Source organism: Methylovulum sp., assembly GCF_028687615.1.
GTDB lineage: Bacteria > Pseudomonadota > Gammaproteobacteria > Methylococcales > Methylomonadaceae > Methylovulum.
This window is the reverse complement of record NZ_JAQTZU010000017.1, coordinates 30514-50238: the sequence shown is the minus strand read 5'-3', so window position 1 is coordinate 50238 and position 19725 is coordinate 30514. Positions and strand designations below refer to the sequence as shown.

Genomic DNA, 19725 nt, shown 5'->3' with positions numbered 1-19725 from the left:
AAGCTGGATTTATTAAAAGTGCGGATGATACCAATAATTCTTGCTAACGGCCTGCTATTCTGCTAAAAATGCGCGGTTTTATTTAATCTTGTAGGAGTTAATGGATGGCTACTGGTTCTAACGTGGTTGCGTCGCCTTTTACCTTTACGCCTTATGTGCCAGCAGAAGGCGAAGAGTACATGAATGAAGCTCAATTGAAACATTTTGAGAATATTTTAAAAAACTGGAAAGCCGAACTGATGCAGGGCGTGGATCGTACTGTAAACCACATGCAGGACGATGCCGCCAATTTTCCTGACCCTAACGACCGTGCCACCCAGGAGTCTGAGTTCAGCCTTGAATTACGGACCCGTGACCGTGAACGCCGTTTAAGCAAGAAAATTGATGACGCCCTGAAAGAAATTGAATCCGGCGATTATGGTTATTGCGAGTCTTGCGGCATCGAAATCGGCATCCGCCGCCTTGAGGCACGGCCTACTGCAACACTTTGTATTGATTGCAAAACTTTGGACGAAATCCGCGAAAAACAAATGGGTTAAAGCCATTTGTTAGCCCGATTGCCGTGCCAGAAAAGCAAACTGTCATAGGCCGGTTTGCACCTTCGCCGACCGGCCCTTTGCATCTAGGCTCCCTCTACACCGCGCTTGCCAGTTTTCTGCAAGCCCGTTCCCAACAAGGCCGCTGGCTGCTGCGCATAGACGACCTGGACACCCCGCGCAACCGCCCCGGTTCGGTTGCTTCCATCCTCGACACCTTGGACAAACTCGGTTTGCATTGGGATGGCGGCATCGCCTATCAAAGCCGGCAACTAGCGTGTTATCAGGATAAGCTCGACTATCTCTTACAAAACCACTGGCTATACCGTTGCGGCTGTAGCCGGAAAATGCCCGGCTCTGAAAATTATTCAGGACATTGCCGAAACCATCATGTTTCCCCTGGCATCCCCCATGCCTTACGGTTAAAAACCGACACATGGCAGGTTATTTTTGATGATTTGCTGCAAGGCTTGGTCACTGAACAACTATCCGGGCCGCATAGCGATTTTATCGTCAAACGCAAAGACCATGTCATCGCCTACCAATTTGCCGTCGTTGTTGATGACCATCTGCAACAAGTCAACGAAATCGTACGCGGTTGCGATTTGCTTACCTCCACGCCCAAGCAAATCTATTTGCAGCAATTATTAGGCTATCCGACGCCACGCTATGTGCATGTCCCGGTGATAATTGACCGATACGGTTTCAAACTCAGCAAACAGACCCTCGCGACTGCGGTGGACACCCATAATCCGTCAGCACTTATTTTTAATTTGCTGGACTTGTTGAAACAACAACCACCAAAGGCATTGACGGGGGCTTCAGTTACTGAGTTATTGAATTGGGCGGTTGCACATTGGCATCCAGAAGCATTGAAAAATACGCAAACGCTTAGTATTTCTTAAACCAGTTTTTTCTGCCAAAACATGGCCTTGCCCATTTTCGGATGCAATTCATAAGCGTCGAAACCACAATCTCTATAGACTCTTTGGGCAACCGTGTTACCTTCCAGCACTTCCAGCGTCAGTTTGCAACAGCCTAAATTGATGGCGGTTTCTTCGGCTTTTGCCAGTAGCCGCCTGGAAATACCGCGCCCCCTATAGTTTGCAGAGACGATCATATCGTGGACATTCAATAGCGGTTTACAGGCAAACGTCGAGAAGCCTTCAAAGCAGATCGCCATGCCGACCGCTACATCGTCCTGCATCGCGATAAACACATGGGCGTCTTGACGTTTTCTCAGTTCGGCAATCAAATTGGCTTGGACGAACGCGGGCAATCCAGCACCGCCACCCATCGGATCTTGGGCGTATTCATTCAAAAGGGAAACAATGGAATCCGCGTGGGCGGGCAAAAACAAATCCGCCAAGACAATAGTCGTCATGATTGGCCCTTTTGGGTTGATGGGGACATAAACGCAAAGGAATAATAATCTGTCCTAGCCGACGTCAAACCATCCCGTTTTAACAAACCGCACGGTTACTCCGCCAATGCCAATACCCGCAAGACGCTATCATAGTCCGGCTCATTCGCCAGCTCGGCGACCAGTTCGGTATAGACGACCTTGTCGTGTGCGTCGATCACCACCACCGCCCGTGCCGTCAATCCTGCCAGGATGCTATCAGTCAGGCGTACGCCGTAATCATCGGCAAAACTGGAGCGGAAAGTCGATAAGGGAATCACATGTTGCAAGCCTTCGCTAGTGCAAAAACGGCATTGCGCGAACGGCAAGTCGGCGGAAACAAGCAGCACCACGGTGTTGGCAAGGCTGGCGGCTTTTTGGTTGAACAGGCGGGCGGAAGCGGCACAAGTGGGCGTATCCAGGCTGGGTACGATATTCAGCAGTTTTCTTTTACCTGCGTAAGCCGCCAGACCTACGTCTTTTAATTTACCGTTGACAAGTTTGAAATCGGGGGCCGGGCTGCCGATGCTAGGCAACTCGCCGCTGGTGTTAATGGGTTTGCCTTGGAAAGTGATGCTTGCCATGATGTAGATTTGCCGTATTGAAAATCGATTTAGGGTGCTGGCTTTGAAATGGTTTGGTTTTTAACATCTAATCGCTTAAGGACGGCTCATCTGAAACCGCCAATAAATCTGAATTCCGTAATTTTTTAGGCCTGTAGGGAATAATTTCTTGCAGATTGATCTTTTCTTCAAGCAGTGCCAACTGCTGTTGAATGTCGGAAGCCATGTCAATGCCGCGAAAATCCGGGAAGGCATAATTCCACCAACCAATACTCAAAAGTTGTTCAATTGTCTGTTCGGGAAACCTATATCTGATAAGGCGGGCGGGTGCGCCGCCAACGATGGCATAGGCGGGGACATTTTCAGTCACTACGGAGCCGGCGGCAACCACAGCCCCATTCCCTATCGTAATGCCCCGTCCGAGCAACACATCGGCGCCTACCCACACGTCATGGTTGATAATTGGCGCCAGATTTCTTGTGGCGGGGACGATAGGGTCACCAGCAGATTGAAAACCTATCCCAAGATCCTCACAGGCTTGGCTAAATATTTTATGCGTTAAATCATAAGTAAAAGGCGATGAAGACAAACGATTTAAGGGATGGTTTTCCCCGATCACTTTAACGCCTGTCGCTATGGAACAGTATCTCCCCACCTTCGTATCAGTAGGTAAAAACGAAAATGAGTACGAAAAAGCACCCATAGGCCAAAGTGCGTATCCGCCAAGATGTGCATCAGGCCTTACCTCCACATGAAGATAGGCTACGTAAGGCTCCACTTCCACATTCGGCAACCAACTGAGTTTCTGATTAATATTGGGCCGCGTACCGCTTCTGTAGAAATAGATGTGCTTAGCTGCCAGCCAGTTTAGTTTAGCCTCGTCCAAAACGATTACTGTCATAGTAATTCCTAGCTATTAAGTGTTACCAAAATTGTACCAAGAAGTTTGGAATGTAATGGAGGTTTGATAACAAAATCTAACCCTTTACTTTATGGCTTTGTAGTGACCGGACTGTCTAAGGCAGACCCGTCTGAAACCGCCAACAAATCTGAATTCCGTAATTTTTTAGGCCTGTAGGGAATAATTTCTTGGCTCTCGATCTTTTCTTCAAGCAGCGCCAACTGCTGTTGAATGTCGGAAGCCATGTCAATGCCGCGAAAATCCGGGAAGGCATAATTCCACCAGCCAGTACTCAACAGTTGTTCTATTGTCTGTTCTGGAAATCTATATCTGATAAGGCGGGCGGGTGCGCCACCAACGATGGCATAGGCGGGGACATCCTTAGTCACTACAGACCCGGCGGCAACCACCGCACCTGTCCCAATGGTAATGCCCCGTGCCAGCAAAACATCGCTACCTATCCACACGTCATGTTTAATAATTGGAGGTGCTCTTCTTTTGGGAGGGATAGAAGTGTCTCCGGCAGCTTTAAAACCCATTCCAAAATCTTCGCAGGCCTGGCTATATATTTTATGCGTTAAGTCGTAAGAAAAGGGCGAGGTGGAAAATCGATGCAAGGGATGATTTCCGCCGATCACCTTGACACCCGCCTCTATGGAACAGTATCTACCCACCTTCGTATCGGGAGGTAAAATTGACCATGAGTAGGAAAAAGCCCCCATATGCCATAGTGTGAATCCGACAAGATATGCGGCATAAGGCTCCACCTCCACATGCGGCAACCAACGGAGCGACTGGTTAATCTTAAGCCGCGTACCGCCTCTGAGTTCGAAATAGATGCGGTTGGCCACCAGCCAGTTTAGTTTAGCTTCATCCAAAGCGATGACTGTCATAATGATCTCCAATATTAAGCATCACGGAATTGTAAATCACAAGATTTTTAGCACAAGGGCAATTTGACAAAAAAGTCGTCCAGCCTTTTGCTTTTAATAGCGTTTACTTTTTACTTTTAACCCGCTTCATCAAACGCTCTTTACGTTGCACTTGCCAATCGGTGACTTTCTTTTTCTGCCCGCTAAAGGGATTGACCGGCGATTTGAATTCCAAACGTATCGGTGTGCCGGATAATTTCAGTTTTTCGCGGTAATAATTGGTCAAATAGCGTTTATATGAAATTGGCAAGGCATCGGTTTGGATGCCGTGGATTATAACAATCGGCGGGTTACGTCCGCCTTGGTGGGCGTATTTCAATTTAATGCGGCGACCATTGACCAACGGTGGCTGATGGGCATCGGTGGCTTCCTTGAGGATGCGCGTCAAGACGGGCGTTGACATATTGATCATCGCCGACTCGTACAAGGTATTGACGACATCGAACAACTTGCCGACGCCACTGCCATGCAACGCGGAAATCGGATGTTTTTCGGCAAATTCCATAAAGCTTAACTTAACTTCCAGTTGCCGCTTGATGGTGTCTTTTTGATGTGCGTCCAGGCCGTCCCATTTATTCAAGCCAATAATCATCGCCCGTCCGGCTTCGATGATTAAGCCTAATAAATGCGCGTCCTGGTCGGTCACGCCTTCACTGGCATCAATCAGGTAAATCACGACATGGGCTTTTTCAATCGCTTGCAGGGATTTGATGACGCTGAATTTTTCGATGGTTTCGGCGATTTTTGAGCGGCGGCGCATACCGGCGGTGTCGATCAAGGTAAATTGTTTGCCATTGCGCTCAAAGGGAATATAGATGCTGTCACGGGTGGTGCCGGGCTGGTCATAGACGATGACCCGCTCTTCGCCGAGCAGTCGGTTGACTAGCGTCGATTTGCCGACATTAGGACGACCCACGATGGCGATGCCTACGCCTTTACGCTCGCCTTCATCGTCCACCAGATCAGCGGCGGCGGGCAGCAATTTATTGACGCGCTCCAATAATTCTGGGACACCACGCCCATGCGAGGCGGCAATGGGTGAGGGTTCACCTAATGCCAACGAGTAAAAATCGCTGGCGGCAAGATTGGCATCCAGACCATCGACTTTATTGGTCACTAAAATGATGGGCTTCGCCAGTTTCCGTAAACTTTCGGCAATGGCCTTATCAGACGCGCTCAAACCTTCACGGGCATCAACCATGAACAAGACAATATCGGCTTCTTCCAGCGCGACTTGCACCTGCTTTCTGGAAAAGCTTTCTATGCCTTCGGCATCATCGGCGATACCGCCAGTGTCAACGACCAGGCAAGGCCGGATGCCATGTTTGACGCGCCCGTATTGGCGGTCACGGGTCAAGCCAGGAAAATCGGCAACCAGGGCTTCGCGGCTGCGCGTCAGATAATTGAACAGGGTGGATTTGCCGACATTAGGCCGTCCGACCAAGGCGATGACAGGTAGCATGATTATTGGACGGTTAAAGCGGCAAGTGTGCCGTCTTTTGCGTAAACGTAAACCGTGTTGTCCACGACGACCGGTTTCGCTTCGATGGGGCTGTCAGAAATTTGCACACGCCCCAACTGATGGCCGTCGATGGTGCTTAACCAGTGGACATAACCTTCAAAATCACCGACCACGACATAATGGTCATAAACCGCAGGTGCCGATGTGCGCCGCTGGTGCAAATCTTTTTGTTTCCACAATGACGAACCGCTACGCAAATCCAATTGCCACACATCACTTTCGGTGTCGGACAAATACAAATACCGCCAATCGTTGCTCAAGCCCGTGTATGACGATACGCTTTCATTGCGCCAGACCACTTCGCCATCGACTTCTGATATGGCGCTGACCCCCCCGTGATAGGCGGCGATATAAACCGTACCCGCCGCTTCCAGTGGATCGGTATCCAGATCGACCAGCCTTTCCACTTCGGAACGGCCCTTAGGCACAGCGACGCTGCTTTCCCAAATATATTTGCCGTCTTTCAATTGCAAGGCCATCAGTTTGCCATTGTCATAACCGCTGATGACTTTATCTTCGATGATCACAGGCGTAGCCGAGCCACGGATGCTCAGGGCGGGGACGTTGACCTCATAACTCCACAATTTGGCTCCGGTACTTTCGTTAATGGCAATGACTTTGCCATCGGCGGTATGCACCACGACGATGCCATTGGCAACGACCGGAACCGCCAGCACTTCGCTGGAGACTTTGATTTTCCAAAGCTGGCTGCCGTTGTCGGCACTGAGGGCCACCACTTCGGCATCGCTGGTCCCCAGTATCGCAGTGTTCCTGCCGACCCCTGGCCCTGCCGAAAACGGCAGCCCGGTTTTTACTTCCCAGATTTCATCACCGCTAATCAAGTCCCGTGCCTGGACGATACCGTTCCTATCGGCCGCTATGATCCGCGCGCTACCGATGGCGGGCACCAGTTTCAGCATTTGTTCGTCGGCACCGTCTCCAACCGATTCTTTCCAACGCACGTCGATTTTTATTTCAGGAGTGTATTCGACCAAAGCATGGGGGGGGTCGGCATTGTCTTCACCGCCACCAAAATAATCGCTAATGCCGGAAAAGGATTCGCCAAGGGTATCCCAGGCGGCACAGCCCGCCAAACTCAAACATAACAATAGCAGCGTAATTAAGCGCATTATTTCTTATTTTCTATCTTTTCAGGAGGAGTCAGATCATCAAGCTTCATTTGCAACAATGGCGATTGCTGGCCATTACGCAACGCATTTTGATACGAGGTACGTGCCTGATCAACACGGTCCAAAGCGACATATAAATCACCGGTCAATTCGTCATACTGGCCCGAAAAACTGGCCGATGTGGCGGGATCTATGTCGTTGATCAATTTCAAGCCTTGTTCGTATTCCTTATTCGCCATCAGCAAACGCACCAATCTAATCTTGGCGATATTGCCCAATTCCTTATTCGACGCCTTGGCAACTTTTTCAAGGATTTGCCTGGCAGCCGCCAAATCGCCTTGATCAACCTTAACTTTAGCCGCCATCAACTCACCAAATAAGACATAGTCACTGCCTTTGAACTGGGTTTCCATTTGTTCCGCCAGTTTAGTGACCGAGTCTTTTTGATCTGACGCTTGTGCTTTCAGCAGTTGGGCATATAAACCAGCGGCTTGCCCGGCTTGTCCGTGTTGATAATCCTGCCAGTAATTCCAGCCCAAAATCACGGCAATGCCCAGACCTAGACCGATCAAGGTTGCTTGCCCGTTTTCCTTCCACCAAGCTTTGAGGGCCGCAACCTGTTCTTCTTCTGTTTCGTAAATTTCCACGCTATTTCTCTTGTTCGTTTATTAACTATTTGTAACTTAAGATTATTTGCGGCTTGCCAGATAATTTTGAAAAAACGCAATCGCCAAACTGTTGGGCAGGGTTTGTTGGCCTTGCTCGTCCCGCAGGGATTTAATGCTGACTTCACCTCGACCAGCTTCGTCATCTCCGATGATAATCGCATAATCAGCCCCGCTTTTGTCGGCTTTTTTAAATTGGCTTTTAAAACTGCCGCTGTCGATGTTGACTTGTATTTTCAAGGCCGGAACCGCTGTCCTCAAGGCTTCGGCAAACTGCAAACCCGCCCGTTCGGCTTGTGTGCCGACCCGTACCATGTAGACATCAACCGGTTTGGCAAGCACGATGGTGTCCAAGGTTTCCATCAAGGCCAACAAGCGTTCCATGCCCATCGCAAAACCGACGGCGTAGTTGGCTTTGCCGCCTAGCTGTTCGATCAGGCTGTCATAGCGGCCACCGGCACAGACCGTGCCTTGTGAGCCTAGCTCATCAGTAACCCATTCAAATACGGTTTTGCCGTAATAATCCAGACCACGCACCAAACGCGGATTGATTTCATAGGGGACGCCCAAGCCTTCCAAAACCGACGTAATCCCCTGGAAATGCTGGCGGCTGCCGTCGCCTAAGAACGCCATCAATTCCGGCGCTTTGGCGACCACGTCCTGCATTGCCGGATTTTTGGTGTCAAGGATGCGCAACGGGTTGGTGTGCAAACGGCGTTGGCTGTCTTCGTCCAGTGCGTCCAGATGTTGCTGGAAATACACCACCAGTTCTTCACGGTAAGCTTTGCGCTCTTCTATCGTCCCTAATGAATTCAGTTGCAAGCGGACTTTGTCACGTATCCCCAAGCGTTTCCATAAGCGGTCCATTAACAAAATCAATTCGGCGTCAATATCCGAACCCGCCATACCATAAGTTTCCACGCCGAGTTGGATGAATTGGCGGTAACGGCCTTTTTGCGGACGTTCATGGCGGTACATCGGGCCGTAATACCACAGTCTATGCACTTGACCGTTCAACAGGCTATGCTCCAGGCAAGCCCTGAGGCAACCCGCCGTACCTTCGGGACGCAAGGTCAACGAATCGCCGTTACGGTCATCAAAGGTGTACATTTCTTTTTCGACAATATCGGTGACTTCACCGATGGAGCGTTTGAACAATTCGGTTTTTTCAACTATCGGCAAGCGGATTTCGCTATAGCCATAAGCCGCCATGACATCCCTGATTATGGTTTCCGCGTATTGCCACAGTGGAGTTTGTTCAGGAAGCACGTCGTGCATCCCGCGTATTGCTTGTATTGTGTTTGCCATGCTGATTAAGGTTGCTTGGTTACTACCGTACGTTTATTGGACAGACTCGACTTTTTTTGCTTCATTGGAAAGGGGGAAGTTTTCCAGCAACAGATTTTTATATTCCTGCGCCAGGCCATCATTGCCTAAAGCGCGTTCGGTCTGCATCCCATACCACAAGGATTCGGCAGTATGTTGGGCAGCCTCCAGATAACGTTGTAAAAAGGCTTTGGCGGGCCAGTATTCGCGGTTTTGATAACTGATTTTCTGCATTTCCAGTAAAGCCGGCGCATAATTCGCGTTCATCATCAATGCCTGCTTAAAATAAGCCTTGGCGCGTGTTTTTTGCCCTGCCTTCATCTGGCAAAGGCCGGCATTGGTCAACGCCATCCACGGACGTTCATTCAGCAAATTGGCAATCGCCTTGTTCAACAGCTCCATGCCCCCCCCAACTTCGTCGTGTTCGCAAAGAAAACGCCCGTAGTTGTTAAGCGCCCCCAAATCTTCGGGAGCCAATTTCAAAGCCGTCTCATATTGCGCTTTTGCTTCAGGGATTTTTTCAATCTTTTCGTACAAAAACGCCAAGGCATTATGCACCTGGACATTGCCGGGATCATTGTGCAAGGCTTTTTCCAAATTTTCTTTGGCAATTTCCAAGCGGTTCATATTCATATAGCGCACACCCAATTGCAAATATGTGTCCGTTTTTTCATTTTTTTCCGCCGTGGTCGCACAAGCAGCCAAGACCAAAACAGTGCTTAGGATAAAAGGAAGCCTAAGTAATTTTGCAATTTCAAACCACACTTTCAGCACCTGCTAGTTTGAGCTTAAGATGACGACGGCTTTTGTCCTTAACTTGTCCGACCAGTTGCCCGCAAGCGGCATCAATATCTTCACCACGGGTTTTGCGGACGGTCGTGACTATCCCCGCATCGTTCAGCAAGGTTTTAAACTGGTGGATACGGTTGTTGCTGGAACAACGATAAGACGACAACGGAAAAGGGTTAAACGGTATTAGATTGATTTTCGCAGGGACGGTGCTTAACAAATCAACCAAACCATGTGCATCTTCCAGGGAATCATTGACACCATCAAGCATGACATATTCAAACGTGACAGTGCGGCGGGGTGCGAGCTTGGCATTTGCGCGGCAGGCTTCCATCAATTCCTTTAACGGGTATTTTTTATTGATGGGCACCAGTTCATCGCGCAATTCGTCCGTCACCGCATGTAAGGACACCGCCAGACTGACATCACAGACTTCAGTCAAACGGTACATGGCGGGGACTACGCCCGACGTGCTGACGGTCACACGGCGTTTGGAGAGGCCATAAGCAAAATCATCCATCATCAGGTTCATGGCGGCGACCACATTGTCGAAATTCAAGAGCGGCTCGCCCATACCCATCATGACCACATTGGTGACCCTGGCCTCTTTTCCCAAACGGTTTTGCGCGACATAGACCTGACCAATAATTTCAGAGGTGCTTAAGTTACGGTTAAAGCCTTGTTGTGCGGTCGAACAAAACGTACAAGCCAAAGCACAACCAATTTGCGACGATACACATAAAGTACCTCGCCCTTCTTCGGGGATGAACACCGTTTCAACGCGATTGCCGCAATGCGTTTGCAAGGCCCACTTGTACACGCCGTCACTGGCATGTTGTTCAACGACAATTTCGGGAGTTTCCAAGCAGCAGTTCTCGGTCAAAAAATTGCGTAAGGGTTTGCTTAAATTGGTCATCAGGTCAAAGTCAGTGAGCCCTTCCTGATAAATCCATTTCAGCAATTGCGTCGCCCGAAATGGTTTTTCACCTAAATCGACAAAAAAAGCCGCGAGGCCTTTTCTGTCGAAATCGAGCAAATTGGTTTTTTTAAGCTTAGCGGGTTCTGGCACAGAGTTCATCGGCTGGGAAGAAGTAAGCTATTTCACGCTCGGCAGTTGCCAATGCGTCTGAGCCGTGGACAGCGTTTTCATCAATGCTGTTGGCAAAGTCGGCGCGGAGTGTGCCTGGAGCGGCATCTTTAGGATTGGTTGCACCCATGATTTCACGGTGTTTGAGAACGGCATTTTCGCCTTCCAATACTTGCATGATGACTGGGCCGGAAATCATGAAAGCCACTAAGTCATTAAAAAATCCACGTTCGCTATGTTCTGCGTAAAAACCTTCCGCTTGTTCTTTAGTCAAATGCAACATTTTGGCAGCAACGATTTTCAGGTCATTTTTTTCAAAACGGCTGTAAATTTCGCCAATGATGTTTTTTGCCACTGCATCTGGTTTAATGATTGAGAAGGTACGTTCGATTGCCATTGTTTCTAAAACTCCAAGGGATTGATAAAAAGTGATTGTCAATTATAGCCGAATAAAATGACAGGTGTTGTTAATCGTGCTTTACGCAGCCTTTGCCGCTTTAAATGAATTGGATGTCCACGAAATACACGAAAATGCGGCAGTTGGCTTTTTGGCTGTCGCGTATGATAACCCGCAAAGTGGCGGACAAGATGTCCGCGCTCCAGACAAAAACCGCTGTCTACGTACTTGGTTTTCGTGTTTTTCGTGGACAATAAAACGGAGTTAAACAACCAGCGGCTAAGGCAAATTGTCCAGATGCTCTGATTTCGCGGCAGGAATCAAATCTTGTGGGCTGACCCCCAAAATCAAGGCCATCGGGCTGGCGATGAAAATGGATGAATAAGTGCCGAAAAATACGCCGAACAACAGCACGACCGCAAAACCGTGGATGACTTCACCACCTAAGAAAAACAGCGACGCCAACACCAGGATCACTGTCAACGATGTCATGATCGTGCGGCTCAAGGTCACATTTACAGAAATATTCATCATTTCTTCGGTAGTTTTATTCCGTAGCAAGATGAAATTTTCTCTGATCCGGTCATAAACCACGATGGTGTCGTTCAGCGAATAGCCAATCAAGGCCAACACCGCCGCCAACACCGTCAGGTCAAATTCCATGCCCAGCAACGAGAACATACCCAAGGTGACGATCACATCATGCAAGGTCGCAATGATCGCGCCCAAAGAAAATTTCCATTCAAACCGCCACGCAACGTAAATCAAAATGCCGATAGTGGAATAGAGCAGGGCTAAAAAGCCGTCTTGTGCCAAATCGTCACCGACTTGCGGGCCGACAAACTCAACGCGTCGCAAACTGGCGGGTTCGGCGGTATGTTTGTTGATCGCATCCAATACTTTGGTGCTTAAATCGGCACTACTGACGCCTTCTTGCAACTTCAAGCGAATCAACACATCCTTCGCCGTGCCGAAATTTTGTACAGTCGCATCAGGAAAGCCGGATTCGTCCAGCGTGGCGCGTAACACGGTCAAGTCCGCCGGTTTTTGGTAACCGACTTCAATCAGTGTGCCACCGGTAAAGTCGATGCCCATCTGCAAGCCCTGCACGGAGAGCGCGACGATGGAGATGAGCGACAGCAAGCCGGAAAAGATCAGGGCTATGTTGCGGTTGCCTATAAAATTAATATTGGTTGTTTTCATCGTTTGTTTTTAACAGTTTTCAGGTGAAAATTCAAAATCGTGTGGATTTAAAGGGATTTTTATGCCGCTTGCTTGTCCAGTCCAACAGCTAACATGCTGGCGATGCTCAAATGATAATCCAATCCAGGCCATTCAATACCACTGCCCTTGCAGATAAATTGAAAATCCGCAAGTTGCTTTAAGGAAGCTTCTTGCAATTCTTGGTACCAAGACATGGGCGTTGAGATGATCCGTCCGTCTTCAAGTTCAACATGCAAATAACGGTCATCAAAATGGACAGATTTACCTTTGGCTAAAATAGTCATCCCATTTCCTTGCAAATTCTTCTTTGTGGTCGGCGATAATATCCAGCGCTTTCTTAAGGTCTTTTGGTTTCATGCAGTTTTGGACTACCCGCATGGAGGCCAATTCAACCTTGGCAAAGTCACCACCTTTCATAACGTGAATATGTTTTGGCTCATGCTCATTGGCATAAAAGAAAAACTTAAAACCATCAACTGTCAATAAGGTAGGCATTGCAGAGGCAAGTTGCTAAATCGATAATTTCTCAACCCGACGGTCGCCATAAATCCAGTTGATGACCATACGTGTGCCAGTAATCGCCGTGAACATGGAAGACAAGATACCGATAATTAAGGTCACGGCAAAACCCTTGACCGAACCGGTACCAAACGCAAACAACACCACGGCAACAACGAGGTTAGTGACATGGGAGTCCAAAATGGTCGCAAAGGCTTTTTCGTAACCGATAAAAATACTCGCGGCCGGCGAATTGCCGTTCCTGATTTCTTCTTTAACCCGCTCGAAAATCAAGACGTTGGCATCGACCGACATACCTACGGTCAGAATGATCCCGGCAATGCCCGGCAAGGTCAATGTCGCCTGAAGCATGGATAAAATAGCGACGACGATGACCACGTTAAACGCCAACGCGAAATTGGCGATCAGGCCGAACAAACGGTAATACACCGCCATAAACAAGACGACCAAGACAAAGCCGACGACAAATGACAAAAAGCCTTTGTCAATATTGTCCTGACCTAAACTTGGGCCAACAGTACGCTCTTCAACAATATCCACCGGAGCCGCCAACGCGCCAGCCCTTAGTAGCAAGGATAAATTGCGGGCTTCTTGCGGGCTATCCAGACCAGTGGTTTGGAAACGCTTGCTGAACACGCCCTGGATGGTCGCGACACTGATGACTTTCTCAACCTTTTCCTTATGGCGGACTTTTTCACCATTAATTGTTTTGGTGTCAACTTTATATTCGATAAACACGACCGCCATCGGCTTGCCGACATTGGCCTGGGTCAGCTTGCCCATTTTTGCCGCACCGACGCCATTCAATGAAATAAACACCGCCGGACGGCCATCCTGGTCTATACCCGAAGACGCATCGACAATTTGGTCACCGGTGACAATAATCTGGCGGTTCAACAAAATCGGCTGACCATTTTTATCGTAATACAAACGGCTGCCGACGGGCGGATGGCCTTCGACGGCTTTTTGCACATCATGTTCGACATCGACCAAACGGTATTCCAGGGTCGCCGTCGTACCCAAAATTTCTTTGGCGCGAGTGGTGTCCTGAACTCCGGGCAATTGCACCATGATGCGGTTTTCACCTTGCTGTTGGATCACCGGTTCGGCAACACCCAATTCGTTGACACGGTTACGCAAGGTGGTCATGTTTTGTGCGACGGCGTTCTTTTTGACTTCCTTGACTTCGCGTTCGGTGATTTTCACCCACACTTCATCCTTGGCTTCCGGCTCGGTCACTTCGAGCGAATGGAAATCCTTGTCCAATAGGCTCAATAATTTGGGTTTCTCATCAGCTATTTTCAGCTTGATCTTAATAAAGCCGTTGTCTTTGGCAACCGATTGGTAACGCAGGTTCGCGCCTCTTAATGCCAGGCGCAAATCGTCGTTATAACGCTCTTCCGATTGTTTCGCCGCCGCGTCCATATCGACTTCGAGCAGAAAATGCACACCACCGCGTAAATCCAGGCCCAGATACATCGCGTCCGCACCCAAGGCGCGTAACCAGCTAGGCGTGGTGGGGGCCAGGTTTAACGCCACCGTGTAATCACTGCCCATTTTGTCGCGGAGCAAATCGGCAATTTTCAGTTGCTCATCGGTATTGCCGAACCTTGCCAGCACACGGCCATCTTTAAATTCAAAACCTTTTAATGGGGTGTTTGAACTTTTGATCGCTTCCTCAATTTCGCTCGCCTTGGTTTGCGCCAACGGTGTCGCGCGGTTTGATGACACCTGGACAGAAGGGTCTTCGCCGTATAAGTTCGGTAATGCGTAAATAATGGCGACCAGAAAGATCAGCAGGATTAAGGCATTTTTCCAAAGTGGGTAACTGTTTTGCATTATGTTCTTCCAATCATTAAACCGCGCCGGAAGTCGTCGGCGGTGTTGCCCTTAAGCAGGCGATTATTCTTTTGTTATGGATATTTTTTTGGTGACCGCTTTGTAAGTGCCTTTCGGCATCATGTTCTCAACGCTTTGGCGTTGCACTTGGATGAAGGTGTTGTCGCAAATTTCGATTTTGACGAAATTATCATCCAGATCAACCACTTTCCCTAAAATGCCACCGGACGTGACGACTTCGGTGCCTTTTTTTAAGGTCGCCATCATTTCTTTCTTTTCTTTAGTGCGCTTGGCTTGGGGGCGCAAAAATAAAAAGTAAAAAAACACCAGGATACCCAGCGGGAACAGCATCCCCTCAATACCCGGTTGGGAGGCGGCAGGCGCGGCTTCAGCCAGTGCGTCGGAAATAAAGAAACTCATGATTGTCCTCAATGTAATCGTTAAATAAAAAATTTCGCCATTATGCCATAGTCGGCAGACGTTTTCCTTTTAGTTGGAAAATTTCTAGGGCGACAACATGGTCTTATACTACCCGCCCTATTATCACGAAATAATTGTGGTTTTAGGGGTTACAGCCATTTAATCATTCAAGCAGTAAACTTTCGCCAACAGTTTTTCGACACGTTGCAAATCTTCCAAGGTATCGACACCAGCAGGCGGCGTTTGCGCGACGGTTTGCACCCGCACCGCTTCGCCTTGCCACAAGATCCTAAGCTGTTCCAACGACTCCACGGTTTCCAATACCGAGGCGGGCCACTGGCAATAGCGTTGCAAAAAGGCAACCCTGTAGGCATATATGCCGATATGGCGCAGATAAGGCATTTTTCCTGATGGCGTACCGCCCGTAGCAGAAAAGTTGCCGCGTTCCCACGGAATCGGCGCACGGCTGAAGTACAAGGCGTAGCCGTGTTGATCCAGTACGACTTTGACGGCGTTGGGATTGAAGATTTCGTCCGCGTCGATAATCCCGGCGGCTAGCGTGGCGATTCCGGCGTGTTGCTGTCCGGCGAGGGCGGCGGCGACATCGCGGATGTAATCGGGCGGAATCAGCGGTTCGTCACCTTGCAAATTGACGATGACCGTATCCTCCGCCCAGCCGCGTTGCTGCGCCACTTCGGCAATGCGCTCCGTACCGCTTTGATGGTCGGTACGGGTCATCACGGCATTGAATCCGAGATCCTGCACGGTTTGCATAATCCGCCCGTCATCGGTGGCGACGATAATCTCTTCCGCCCCCGCTTCACTGGCACGCTTGCAAACATGGGCGATCATCGGCAGCCCGGCGATGCCCAGCAAGGGCTTGCCGGGCAAGCGGGTGGACGCGTAACGGGCGGGGATGACGACTTTAAACGGCTGGCTCATTGATATAAGGCTTCGGTTTCTTCATAGCTTAAAGTACGCGCTTCGTCTTCAAGCATGACCGGGATGTCATCGCGGATGGGGAACGCCAAACGGTCGGCTCGGCAAATCAATTCTTGCTGTTCCTTTTTATAACGCAAAGGGCTTTTGCAGATCGGGCAAGCGAGAATGTCTACTAATTTTTTATCTATCATGGGTTTTGCTCTGGATTAAGTTTATTTGCTCTGGATTAAGTTTAAAAGTTGCACGGCAAAATCAGCGTCAGGCACGGCCTGTACGGGAACAAACCAATGCTGTGAGGTGGCGAATGCGTTGCATTTTACCGCGTCTTTTTCGGTCATAAACACAGGATGCTGGTCGGCGAAAACAAGGTCGCTTTGTTGGTAAAAATAATGGTCAGGGAAAGGATGGTTTTTACAAACCAAACCAGCTGCGGCAAGTTGCTTGAAAAACCGTTCGGGATTGCCTATACCTGCAACCGCATGGCAAGGGCTGCCTGCAAAACCGGACAACGGCTTGCTGGCACCTGTGGCCAGATTGACGGCCTTATCACCTTGCAGGTGCATGGCATATTCATTTTCTTCTGCTTTTTCGCCATTGACGATGACGAAATCTACGCTTTGCAAGCGATGGATAGGCTCGCGCAAAGGCCCGGCGGGTAGGCAATAGCCATTGCCAAAACGCCGCTCACCATCGACCACGGCAATTTCAATGGTCCGGCCCAGGGCGTAATGTTGCAGGCCGTCATCGGACAAAATGATGTTGCAATCATGATGCGCCAGCAAATACTGGGCAGCAGCGACCCGTTTTGGGGAAACGACCAAGGGGCAAGCGGTTTGTCTGACGATCAATAAGGCTTCATCACCGACTTCGGTGACGGGGCTGTCCGGCTGCACAGCCTGAGGTGCTTGGGATTGTCCGCCATAACCTCGGCTGATGATGCCCGGGCGAAAACCTGCCGTTTTCAGCATCTGTGCCAGCCAGATTATCAACGGTGTTTTACCAGTCCCACCCACGGTGATATTGCCAACGACGATGACCGGAACGGGCAGTTTGTGGATTTTCAACACCCCAATCCGGTACAACCAGGCACGAAAACGCGCGATGTCGCTGAACAGAAAACCTAAGGGCATCAGCCAAGTGCCGATAAATTGGTCTTTATACCAAATTGTTTCGATACAGCGGGCAAGTCTTTTTTTCATGGCACGGGCTTAGCTTCGGTGGCGAAGCTGATGTGGCTGAATCCGGCGGCACTGGCGGCTTCCAAGGCGGTTATGACGGCCTGGTGGGGGGTTTTGCCATCGGCATTGATGATAAAAGGCACCGGGCTAGCCTGGTTATTGCGTTTGCGTAAAGCCTGTAGCAAGGTTTCCCGTTTTTGGTTGAGCAATTCATGCGTCATGCCGTCATTATCGTCAAGATAATATACCCCCCTGGCGTCAATAGTCAGTTTGACGGTGTCAATAGCGGCCTCCGTTTCTGCACCATTCGCTTCGGGCAATTTGATCTTAACCTGTGTTTGTTTGTTAAACGTGGTGCTGACCATAAAAAAGAACAGCAATAGCAACACCACATCCACCATCGACGTGACGGAAATATCCTGCAAAGGGCGTTTTTTACGATGGAATTTCATAACGCCGCCTCACGGTCACCGTGCAGGATCTCGATCAGTTTAAGGGCTTCCGCTTCCATGCTGACGACATATTCATCGACCAGCCTTTCAAAATACCGATGGAAAATCAGGCTGGGAATCGCGACGGTCAAGCCCGTCGCCGTGGTGATCAGGGCCACGGAAATTCCGCCCGCCAGTATGGTCGGATCGCCCACGCCCTGCTCGACTATCGCCGAAAATGCCTGGATCATCCCCACCACCGTACCAAGCAATCCCAATAGCGGGGAGATAGAGGCGATGGTGCCCAGCGTGTTCAAAAAACGTTCCAGCTCATGCACCACTTGGCGGCCCGCTTCCTCGACACACTCTTTCATGACATCACGGCCATGATGGCTATTAGCCAGCCCCGCCGCGAGGATAAAACCCAGTGACGAGCTACTTTTTAGGCGGCGCAGGGTAGTGTCGTCCAGTTTATTGTCGCGGGCAATGCGCCAAACTTGCGATACCAGCTCAGGCGGCAACACTTTCTTTTTCTGTAACGACCAGAATCGTTCGGCAATGATCGCCATAGCGATGATGGAACACAAAATGAGTGGCAGCATCAACCAGCCACCGCTTTTTATAATTTCAAACACGGGATGTCCTGATGGGGGAAAGTTAAAATACAAATGACCCTAAACTGCTATTAATTTTCCAATTGGTTCTTGCATGACCGCCTATAAAACCCAGGCTAAAACTTATGGAACAATGAATATATTACCACCTTCCCTACCTATCCAAAGATAAGCAATCAGCAAGGCCAATGCACAACAAAACGCGGCGGCGGTGTAAATGCCGGTGGCTCCGATAGCGTCGAAATAATAGCCGCTGGCATAGCTGCCGACCATGCCGCCTAATCCGGCACTAAAACTGTTATACAAAGCCTGGCCTTTGCCTTGGTGTTGGCTGCCGAAGTAGCGATGGACCAGGTGTATGGACGCGATATGCGTCCCGCCGAAAGTCATCGCATGCAATAACTGCGCGGCCAGCAGCCACACGGTTGAATCGGCAAGATAGGCAATCAGCAACCAACGCACGATGGCTAGGCTGATACTGGCCAGCAACAAGGCCCGCAGGGAACAACGCGCCAATAAGCGGCGCATGAAGATGAACAAGACAATCTCTGCAACCACACCCAAGGCCCAAAGTCCGCCAATAATGGTTGATGAATAATGGTGTTGTTTCAAGACGATGGAATAAAACACATAGTAGGGCGAATGCGCGGTTTGCAACAACATACAGACGACAAAAAACGCAATGACTTCGGGGTTTTTCAGGATGCGCCAAAGCTTTAACGGTTGGTTGTCATGGCTAATCGCCCGCGCTTCAGGCACGATTAAAGCCGCAGCACCTATGCCAGTCAACAGCGCGATCATGATGGCGGGCAATATTGTCAACGGCTGCCAGTCGATCAATGCACCGAGGCCCAGCACGGCGGCAATAAAGCCTACCGAACCCCAGAGCCGGATTTGGCTGTAACGGTGCGCTTCGGTCTTCAAATGCGCCAGCGTCGCCGCTTCAAATTGTGGCAAAGCGGCACTCCAGAAGAAACTGAACACCAGCGTTGCCGAGATATATTCACTGTAATTGTGGGCGTATAAAAACCCGCAAAATCCCAAGGCGGCTAAAAAAGACGCCAGACGGACAAGTGGCAAGCTCTTACCCGTATGGTCGGCAAGCCAACCTAAACAATTCGGTGCGACTATCTTACAGCCCACCAGCAAAGCCGAAAGCTGGCCTATCTGTACAGTATCGAATCCAGCCTGTTTAAGATACAGCCCCCAGTACGGGATAAAAGCGCCTAAGGCGGCAAAATAAAACCAGTAAAAGCTCGAAAGCCGCCAATAAGGTATGGACATAGGATACTGCTTGCGCTAATAGGC

The 19725-nt window shown here is 49.6% G+C and carries 24 protein-coding genes; 2 read left to right on the top strand and 22 right to left on the bottom strand.

All coding sequences use genetic code 11. The features are described from left to right. Positions 1-104 precede the first annotated feature (104 nt). Together dksA and gluQRS are read left to right on the top strand one after the other, a co-directional pair. Positions 105-539, top strand: coding sequence for an RNA polymerase-binding protein DksA (gene dksA, locus PHH59_RS11615; RefSeq protein ID WP_300016025.1), 435 nt, complete (start codon positions 105-107; stop codon positions 537-539). Between the two features lie 23 nt (positions 540-562). After that, positions 563-1441 (top strand): tRNA glutamyl-Q(34) synthetase GluQRS, encoded by an 879-nt coding sequence (gene gluQRS / locus PHH59_RS11610; protein WP_300016022.1) that lies wholly within the window; start codon positions 563-565, stop codon positions 1439-1441. Here gluQRS and PHH59_RS11605 read toward each other — a convergent pair. From PHH59_RS11605 to PHH59_RS11500, 22 genes are all read right to left on the bottom strand, one after another. After that, complete coding sequence (locus tag PHH59_RS11605) at positions 1438-1920, bottom strand: GNAT family N-acetyltransferase (RefSeq protein ID WP_300016019.1); 483 nt, start codon at positions 1918-1920, stop codon at positions 1438-1440. The two genes, gluQRS and PHH59_RS11605, sit on opposite strands and share 4 nt — an antisense overlap. A 95-nt stretch (positions 1921-2015) precedes the next feature. Continuing rightward, positions 2016-2522 carry a thiol peroxidase gene (gene tpx / locus PHH59_RS11600; protein ID WP_300016016.1) on the bottom strand — a complete coding sequence of 169 codons (507 nt, stop codon included), beginning with the start codon at positions 2520-2522 and terminating at the stop codon, positions 2016-2018. A 67-nt stretch (positions 2523-2589) separates the two neighbouring features. Further along, positions 2590-3402, bottom strand: a complete 813-nt coding sequence (locus tag PHH59_RS11595; protein ID WP_300016013.1) for a CatB-related O-acetyltransferase — start codon at positions 3400-3402, stop codon at positions 2590-2592. Positions 3403-3491: 89 nt separating this feature from the next. After that, positions 3492-4295 carry a CatB-related O-acetyltransferase gene (locus PHH59_RS11590; RefSeq protein WP_300016010.1) on the bottom strand — a complete coding sequence of 268 codons (804 nt, stop codon included), beginning with the start codon at positions 4293-4295 and terminating at the stop codon, positions 3492-3494. 103 nt (positions 4296-4398) lie between these two features. Next, positions 4399-5796, bottom strand: a complete 1398-nt coding sequence (gene der, locus PHH59_RS11585; RefSeq protein ID WP_300016007.1) for a ribosome biogenesis GTPase Der — start codon at positions 5794-5796, stop codon at positions 4399-4401. A 2-nt stretch (positions 5797-5798) separates the two neighbouring features. Next, positions 5799-6986, bottom strand: a complete 1188-nt coding sequence (gene bamB, locus PHH59_RS11580; protein ID WP_300016004.1) for an outer membrane protein assembly factor BamB — start codon at positions 6984-6986, stop codon at positions 5799-5801. Then, positions 6986-7633, bottom strand: a complete 648-nt coding sequence (locus PHH59_RS11575) for a tetratricopeptide repeat protein (RefSeq protein WP_300016001.1) — start codon at positions 7631-7633, stop codon at positions 6986-6988. The genes bamB and PHH59_RS11575 overlap by 1 nt, the downstream gene beginning before the upstream one ends. Before the next feature lie 42 nt (positions 7634-7675). Next, positions 7676-8959, bottom strand: coding sequence for a histidine--tRNA ligase (gene hisS, locus PHH59_RS11570; RefSeq protein ID WP_300015998.1), 1284 nt, complete (start codon positions 8957-8959; stop codon positions 7676-7678). A 33-nt stretch (positions 8960-8992) separates the two neighbouring features. Continuing rightward, positions 8993-9742 carry a type IV pilus biogenesis/stability protein PilW gene (pilW, locus tag PHH59_RS11565; RefSeq protein WP_300015995.1) on the bottom strand — a complete coding sequence of 250 codons (750 nt, stop codon included), beginning with the start codon at positions 9740-9742 and terminating at the stop codon, positions 8993-8995. Then, entirely contained in the window at positions 9732-10844 is a 1113-nt protein-coding gene (gene rlmN / locus PHH59_RS11560; RefSeq protein WP_300015992.1) for a 23S rRNA (adenine(2503)-C(2))-methyltransferase RlmN, read from the bottom strand. Before rlmN ends, pilW begins: the two co-directional genes overlap by 11 nt. Continuing rightward, on the bottom strand, positions 10819-11250 hold the full coding sequence (gene ndk, locus PHH59_RS11555; RefSeq protein ID WP_300015989.1) for a nucleoside-diphosphate kinase: 432 nt from the start codon (positions 11248-11250) through the stop codon (positions 10819-10821). Before ndk ends, rlmN begins: the two co-directional genes overlap by 26 nt. A gap of 279 nt (positions 11251-11529) precedes the next feature. After that, on the bottom strand, positions 11530-12453 hold the full coding sequence (gene secF, locus PHH59_RS11550; RefSeq protein ID WP_300015986.1) for a protein translocase subunit SecF: 924 nt from the start codon (positions 12451-12453) through the stop codon (positions 11530-11532). A 59-nt stretch (positions 12454-12512) separates the two neighbouring features. After that, on the bottom strand, positions 12513-12758 hold the full coding sequence (locus tag PHH59_RS11545; protein ID WP_300015983.1) for a DUF2442 domain-containing protein: 246 nt from the start codon (positions 12756-12758) through the stop codon (positions 12513-12515). Then, entirely contained in the window at positions 12736-12969 is a 234-nt protein-coding gene (locus PHH59_RS11540) for a DUF4160 domain-containing protein (protein ID WP_300015980.1), read from the bottom strand. Before PHH59_RS11540 ends, PHH59_RS11545 begins: the two co-directional genes overlap by 23 nt. A gap of 15 nt (positions 12970-12984) precedes the next feature. Beyond that, a complete protein-coding gene (secD, locus tag PHH59_RS11535; protein WP_300015977.1) occupies positions 12985-14832 on the bottom strand; it encodes a protein translocase subunit SecD in 1848 nt (615 codons plus the stop codon). Positions 14833-14895: 63 nt separating this feature from the next. Beyond that, positions 14896-15252, bottom strand: a complete 357-nt coding sequence (gene yajC / locus PHH59_RS11530; protein ID WP_300015974.1) for a preprotein translocase subunit YajC — start codon at positions 15250-15252, stop codon at positions 14896-14898. 159 nt (positions 15253-15411) lie between these two features. Continuing rightward, positions 15412-16194: a 3-deoxy-manno-octulosonate cytidylyltransferase gene (gene kdsB, locus PHH59_RS11525; RefSeq protein WP_300015971.1), complete on the bottom strand. Its 783-nt coding sequence runs from the start codon at positions 16192-16194 to the stop codon at positions 15412-15414. Then, on the bottom strand, positions 16191-16382 hold the full coding sequence (locus PHH59_RS11520) for a Trm112 family protein (protein ID WP_300016095.1): 192 nt from the start codon (positions 16380-16382) through the stop codon (positions 16191-16193). The genes kdsB and PHH59_RS11520 overlap by 4 nt, the downstream gene beginning before the upstream one ends. A 24-nt stretch (positions 16383-16406) precedes the next feature. Beyond that, positions 16407-17393: a tetraacyldisaccharide 4'-kinase gene (gene lpxK, locus PHH59_RS11515; protein ID WP_300015968.1), complete on the bottom strand. Its 987-nt coding sequence runs from the start codon at positions 17391-17393 to the stop codon at positions 16407-16409. Beyond that, the gene (locus PHH59_RS11510; protein WP_300015965.1) at positions 17390-17824 is read right to left on the bottom strand and encodes a biopolymer transporter ExbD; all 435 of its coding nucleotides are present in this window, start codon (positions 17822-17824) and stop codon (positions 17390-17392) included. The genes lpxK and PHH59_RS11510 overlap by 4 nt, the downstream gene beginning before the upstream one ends. Beyond that, positions 17821-18438 (bottom strand): MotA/TolQ/ExbB proton channel family protein, encoded by a 618-nt coding sequence (locus PHH59_RS11505; protein ID WP_300015962.1) that lies wholly within the window; start codon positions 18436-18438, stop codon positions 17821-17823. The genes PHH59_RS11510 and PHH59_RS11505 overlap by 4 nt, the downstream gene beginning before the upstream one ends. Positions 18439-18540: 102 nt before the next feature. Beyond that, on the bottom strand, positions 18541-19701 hold the full coding sequence (locus PHH59_RS11500) for an MFS transporter (protein WP_300015959.1): 1161 nt from the start codon (positions 19699-19701) through the stop codon (positions 18541-18543). Between the last annotated feature and the right edge of the window lie 24 nt (positions 19702-19725).